Genomic DNA, 5,689 nt, shown 5'->3' on the forward strand with positions numbered 1-5,689 from the left:
TGGTGAGGCGCGGCGCCGCGCCTAGCGGCGATTTGCGATGTTCCCTTTCGACCGGTCGGAACGGTCGACGACCGTCCGGCAGGCGGAACTCAACGCCACCCGATTCTCCCGCAGGCAGAGGGTGATAGCGCCCGCATTGGGAATCTGAGAGGCGCAGAGGCGCATCACGTCCGGCGTGCAGGCGGCCCGCTCGGCCCCCGTTTCCGCGAACGCCGAAGCCGTGCCGATGAGGACGACGAACAGTGCAAGGGGGGCGGACTTCATCGCGGTGGGTTCTCCTGAACGGGTCGGGTCGGCGTGCGGCCAAGCCTCGGCATCGGGCGAGAACGTCGACGCCGACCGAGATATCCCGTCACGCTTGTTTCAATCTGACGCAGGGGCGCCGCTCAAGACTACGCAGAGCGCAGGCTCAAGGACGCTCCTGCCGCGTAATCGTTCCGGTGGTGGCCGGCTCGATCAGTGCGGCGCCGACGACCGGTTGCGTTTTCCGCCGGTCGACCTTGTCCGCCGAGACGAGGGCGGCGGCGATCAGGGCCGACACCGCCAGCGTCGCCTTCACCACGTCCCAGACCCGCGCGAGCATGGCCGAACCCTTCCGATGTCACCGAATGCAAGCGGCGGATCCGCGTCGATCATCCGCGCACTCCGGATCCTCGACGGTGGCCGTTCCCAAAACCTTTCCTGCCCGACCGAGACCTGCAGATCGACGGTACCGTGATGCAATCAGGTCTCACTTCGACGTCGGCCGAGCGGCCGCCTCGGCGGCCAGGGCTTCGAAGACCAGCGCGTGGCGCCGCGCGAGGGCTTCGACATCGTGGGTGTATCCGCCGCCAATCACCGCAGCGAGCGCGATCCCGCGCGCGCGAGCCTCGGCCACGACGAAGCGGTCGCGGGCGAGAAGGCCATCATCGGTGAGGCAGAGTCGGCCGAGGCGGTCGTCGCGATGCGGATCGACGCCGGCATTATAGAAGACGAGGTCCGGCGCGAATGCGTCGAGCAGCGGCGGCAGACGGGCACGCAGAACAGCGAGGTAGCCGGCGTCGTCGAGCCTGTCCGGCAGGCCGATATCGAGGTCGCCGGCGATCTTCTGGGCTGGATAATTGTTTTCGCAATGGATCGAGAAGGTGAAAAGCTCAGGGCTTCGGGCGAGACAATCGGCGGTGCCGTCGCCCTGATGCACGTCGAGATCGACCACGAGGACGCGCCGGACCAGCCCCTCGGCCTGGAGCGTCCGCGCCGCGACTGCGACGTCGTTCAGCACGCAGAAGCCAGCACCCTGCTGGCGCCGCGCGTGATGGCTGCCGCCAGCGGCGCTGCCCGCCAGACCTTCCGCCAGGGCGAGGCGCGCGGCCAGAAGGGTGCCGCCCACCGATGCGCGCGAGCGCCGGACGAGGGCCGCATCGACCGGTAGCCCGATGGCCCGCTCGATTTCAGGACCGACATCGCAGGCCAGCACCGCATCCACATAGGCGGCATCGTGAGCGCGGATCAGGATGTCCGCCCCGGCCGGCTCCGGCGTGACGAAACCGAGCGGAGCCAGCCCCTTCGCGATCAGCGTCTCCGCGAGCAGGCCGTACTTGCGCATCGGAAACCGATGGCCGACCGGGAGGGACGCCTCATAGGCCGGGTGGAAGGCGATCGGGGGAGTCACGCAGGGTGCCCGAGATCGTTCAGGATAGCGTCGGCGAGCGCCAGCCCGCTGTCGTAGGCCGCCTCGATCCGGGCCCCCAGGCACCAATCCCCGGCCGCCCCAAGTCGGCATGCCGGATCGTACAGGCAGGGCACCTGCAGGGCGTTCTCGACCTGCGCGTAGCGCCAGCGATGGGCTTCCATGTGGGACGGTCGAAGTTCGGAGCCGAGGCAGTCCCGGGTGGCGCGGACAAGTTCGGCGACGATCGTCTCACGCGGCGCTTCGAGATGCCGGCGCGACCAATCCGGGGTCGCGTGGACCGTGAGCCGGATCCCGGGGGGCCGCCCGGGCTTCGATGAATCGCACGCGATCAGGCCGATCGGACCGGCCCCCGGTTCGATCAGGTCCTCCGGCGGGGACGTGTCCGCCGCGATCATGAAGGACCAGCAGGGTGCGTATGAAGCGCGGGCGATGTCCGGGAGGGTGACGCCGGATGCCGCGAGCAGCGTCATGACCTGCGGCGCCGGGACGGTGATCGCCACCGCGTCGAACGGGCCGTGAACGGCGCCGGACGCGTCCTCCAGCCGCCAGTGCGCCCCATCCCGGTGAAGACGCAGGATGGTCGTGGCGCTCTGAACCGGAAGACCCGACAGCAGGTCGCGCACGGGCTCGACCATGCTCGGCACGCCGACAGACCGTTCGGAACCGGCCCAGGGCGCAACGATGCCGCTTCGCGCCCACCGATCGATCTGACCCGCGAAGGCGGTACCGCGCGCGCGCATGAATTGAGCGCCATGGTCGAACTGGAGATCACCGACGCGCCGGGTTGCCATCCGACCGCCGACGCCGCGCCCCTTGTCGAACACCCGCACCCGCAGGCCCGCCTCGGCAAGGTGGCGTGCCGCAGCTGCGCCGGCCATGCCCGCGCCGAGAACCGCGACGATCCCACGCTCGTTCAAGTGCCTACTCCGCTCCGCAGGACGGCCAAGCCGGCCGCGTTGCAGCACAGATAGGGGGCAGCGATCAGGAGATCAGGGCGACCGAACTTCGCGCGTCGACAGGATCCGCGCGGACATCGGGTCGCTCCTCATGGAGCCGCCGGACGGGATAGGCCGCACGATCGCCGGATGGCCATGGTGCGGGTAGAGGGAATCGAACCCCCACGCCTTGCGGCTGGCGATTTTGAGTCGCCCGCGTCTACCAGTTCCGCCATACCCGCGTACGGAGGGCTCTTCGCATAGGTCGGCGGGTCCGGCCAAGTGTTGTTTTTGCGGTGGGCGCCGATCTGGCCAAGGCGGGACGCCTATGCTCAAAGGGCGACCGATCCTCGGTCTCGGACAAGACCGGCCTCGTCGACTTTGCCCGGGCGCTCCACGCCCGCGGCATCGCGCTGGTCTCCACCGGGGGCACGCACCGTGCCCTGCAGGAGGCCGGCCTGCCTGTCACCGAGGTGGCCGATCTCACGGGCTTTCCGGAGATGATGGACGGCCGGGTCAAGACGCTGCACCCGGCGGTTCACGGTGGATTGCTCGCCATCCGCGACAACCCGGAGCATCAGGCCGCGCTCGCCGCCCATGGGATCGGCGCCATCGATCTGCTGGTGGTCAACCTGTACCCGTTCGAGGCCACCATCGCGGCCGACCGGTCGGATGCCGACTGCATCGAGAACATCGATGTCGGCGGCCCGGCCATGATCCGTGCGGCGGCCAAGAACCACGCGGATGTGGCCGTGGTCACCGACGTGTCGGATTATGCCGGCGTGCTGGCCGCACTGGAGGCGCATGACGGCGCCCTGGGCGCGGAACTGCGCCGGAGCCTGGCGCAGAAGGCCTTTGCCCGCACCGCGGCCTACGACGCGGCCATCGCCAACTGGATGGCTGGCCGCTTCGGCACGGATGCGCCGGCGCAGTTCCGCGCCTTCGGCGGCACCCTCGGTCAGGCGCTGCGCTACGGCGAGAACCCTCATCAGGCGGCCGCCTTCTACCGCGCGCCCGGCAAGGTCCGCTCGGGTGTGGCCACCGCCCGGCAGCTCCAGGGCAAGGAGCTGTCCTACAACAACTTCAACGACACGGACGCCGCCTACGAGTGCGTGGCCGAGTTCGATCCGGCCCGGACCGCCGCCGTGGCGATCATCAAGCATGCCAATCCGTGCGGCGTCGCGGAAGGCACCAGCCTGCTCGAAGCCTACGAGCGGGCTCTGAGCTGTGACCCGACCTCGGCCTTCGGCGGCATCGTCGCCCTCAACCGGACGCTCGACGCCGAGGCGGCCAGCAGGATCGTCGAGATTTTCACCGAAGTGATCATCGCCCCGGATGCCACGCCCGAGGCCGCGGCCATCGTCGCGGGCAAGAAGAACCTGCGCCTGCTTCTGGCCGGCGGACTGCCTGACCCGCGGGTCCCCGGCGAGACCGTGCGGACGCTCGCCGGCGGTCTGCTGGTCCAGAGCCGGGATGCGGTGGTCGTCGACGACATGCCGCTCAAGGTCGTCACCAAGCGGGCGCCGAGCGAGGCCGAACTGGCCGATCTCCGGTTTGCCTATCGGGTGGCCAAGCACGTGAAGTCGAACGCCATCGTGTACGCCAAGGCCGGCGCGACGGTGGGAATCGGCGCGGGTCAGATGTCCCGGGTCGATTCCTCGCGCATCGCCGCCTGGAAGGCCGCCGAGGGTGCGAAGCGCCTCGGGCTGTCCCAGAGCCTGGCGGTCGGCTCGGTGGTGGCGTCGGACGCGTTCTTCCCGTTCGCGGACGGGCTGATGGCGGCTGCCGAAGCGGGCGCGACGGCGGTGATCCAGCCCGGCGGTTCGATGCGCGATGCGGACGTCATCGCGGCCGCCGATGCGGCCGGCCTGGCCATGGTCCTCACCGGCCACCGTCACTTCCGGCATTGATCGGGCGGAGTCGGGAGGGTCACGACGTGACGCTCCCGTGCCTCCGTGCCCCAGCACCGCCGAGAGGCCTGTCCGTCGCGCGGCGCCGCCGCGCTTCCGTTAACGATCCGCACGGATTGGAGCGGTCGCGGCGATTTTTGTTCGGGCTGCGATGTCTCTCAGCATTGCCGTGAACAAGCGTGGCTTGTGCCGAAGCTCAGCAATGGATGTCCCGTAACGCCGAATGCTATTTTTTGAGCATTATTGCCGAACAAATACCCCCACCTTTGCGAATATGGGTGGCATCTGCGGAGCGGGTTGATATTTTCTCGGCTGCACGCCATCATTGCCCAGATGTGCGCCGGAAGCTCGTGAGAAGAACTTCCTGGAACGAATCCGGGTTGGGTGACGAGATGGTGGTCGCAGCGCTGTTGTTTCTCGTGGGAGCGCTGATCGGCCGCTCCTATTCGGTGATGATCATCGCCATGACCTCATCGGTGGTCATGTTCACTGCGATGACCATTTTCATGTCCGTTTACGGCCTCGACCTGCTGCACGTTCTGATTATGCTGGGATACCTGACGGCCCATCAGGCGGGATATCTGCTCGGCGCCTATCTCACCGACTATCCCGAGAACAATCGCGGGCTGTAACCAGCGTCACCACCACCAAACCAGCCGCCCGGCGAGGGTGTTGATCAGCGCCCACAAGCCCAGAGCCACGGCCATCCAGATAATTAGAAGTAGAAGATGCAGCTTCCGATGAGGCTGACGGCGCAAATGTGGCACGACATCGTTCACGATGGAAATCCCAGGGGCCCTGGATCGTAGGGGAACCTTATACGGCCTTGTGCCGCTAAGGTTCCGCCGGGTCGATCGGCGAAAGATTAAATTTCGGACAGTTTCCGGCGGCCGGCAGGTTTGTTGGACGACCGGCATTGGCCGAGAAACGGACTGAAAGTTGCAGTCATTGACTGCTTGCAACGTGGTGGTCAGAAATCAGGACATTCCGTGTCGGCTCGCCGTTTCGACGGTGATGGTTCCGTCTGCCGTCGATACTTGAGATCTCTGTATAGGATCCGCCGCAACGCAATCCGTGACAGACCGCACGGATTGCGATTCCGCCGTCGCGTTGCGGGTTCGACACAAGCCGAAACGGCCCCGCCCGCCTTGCGGCCACGACCCGGCACGGGT

Annotated in this window: 6 protein-coding genes and 1 tRNA gene; 2 read left to right on the top strand and 5 right to left on the bottom strand. The window is 67.6% G+C overall.

All coding sequences use genetic code 11. From position 1 onward, the window contains the following. Positions 1-21 precede the first annotated feature (21 nt). The 5 genes from I53_RS19455 to I53_RS19470 form a co-directional block, all read right to left on the bottom strand. Complete coding sequence (locus I53_RS19455) at positions 22-264, bottom strand: hypothetical protein (protein ID WP_043353734.1); 243 nt, start codon at positions 262-264, stop codon at positions 22-24. A 145-nt stretch (positions 265-409) separates the two neighbouring features. Then, positions 410-583: a hypothetical protein gene (locus I53_RS34090; RefSeq protein WP_164706330.1), complete on the bottom strand. Its 174-nt coding sequence runs from the start codon at positions 581-583 to the stop codon at positions 410-412. Positions 584-730: 147 nt separating this feature from the next. Further along, positions 731-1,651 (bottom strand): histone deacetylase, encoded by a 921-nt coding sequence (locus tag I53_RS19460; RefSeq protein ID WP_043353736.1) that lies wholly within the window; start codon positions 1,649-1,651, stop codon positions 731-733. Next, positions 1,648-2,589, bottom strand: coding sequence for an FAD-dependent oxidoreductase (locus tag I53_RS19465; protein WP_251982372.1), 942 nt, complete (start codon positions 2,587-2,589; stop codon positions 1,648-1,650). Before I53_RS19465 ends, I53_RS19460 begins: the two co-directional genes overlap by 4 nt. 175 nt (positions 2,590-2,764) lie before the next feature. Beyond that, positions 2,765-2,849, bottom strand: a tRNA-Leu gene (locus I53_RS19470). 54 nt (positions 2,850-2,903) lie between these two features. Here I53_RS19470 and purH point away from each other — a divergent pair. Next, on the top strand, positions 2,904-4,517 hold the full coding sequence (gene purH, locus I53_RS19475; protein WP_251982373.1) for a bifunctional phosphoribosylaminoimidazolecarboxamide formyltransferase/IMP cyclohydrolase: 1,614 nt from the start codon (positions 2,904-2,906) through the stop codon (positions 4,515-4,517). A gap of 206 nt (positions 4,518-4,723) precedes the next feature. After that, a complete protein-coding gene (locus tag I53_RS35280) occupies positions 4,724-5,149 on the top strand; it encodes a hypothetical protein (RefSeq protein ID WP_251982374.1) in 426 nt (141 codons plus the stop codon). Positions 5,150-5,689: the final 540 nt, after the last annotated feature.

Source organism: Methylobacterium sp. B1, from assembly GCF_000333255.1.
Classification (GTDB): domain Bacteria; phylum Pseudomonadota; class Alphaproteobacteria; order Rhizobiales; family Beijerinckiaceae; genus Methylobacterium; species Methylobacterium fujisawaense.

Bases quoted from the DNA above. Each gene is read 5' to 3' on its own strand.
- I53_RS19455 (WP_043353734.1), bottom strand. From the start codon at position 264: ATGAAGTCCGCCCCCCTTGCACTGTTCGTCGTCCTCATCGGCACGGCT.
- I53_RS34090 (WP_164706330.1), bottom strand. From the start codon at position 583: ATGCTCGCGCGGGTCTGGGACGTGGTGAAGGCGACGCTGGCGGTGTCG.
- I53_RS35280 (WP_251982374.1), top strand. From the start codon at position 4,724: ATGTCCCGTAACGCCGAATGCTATTTTTTGAGCATTATTGCCGAACAA.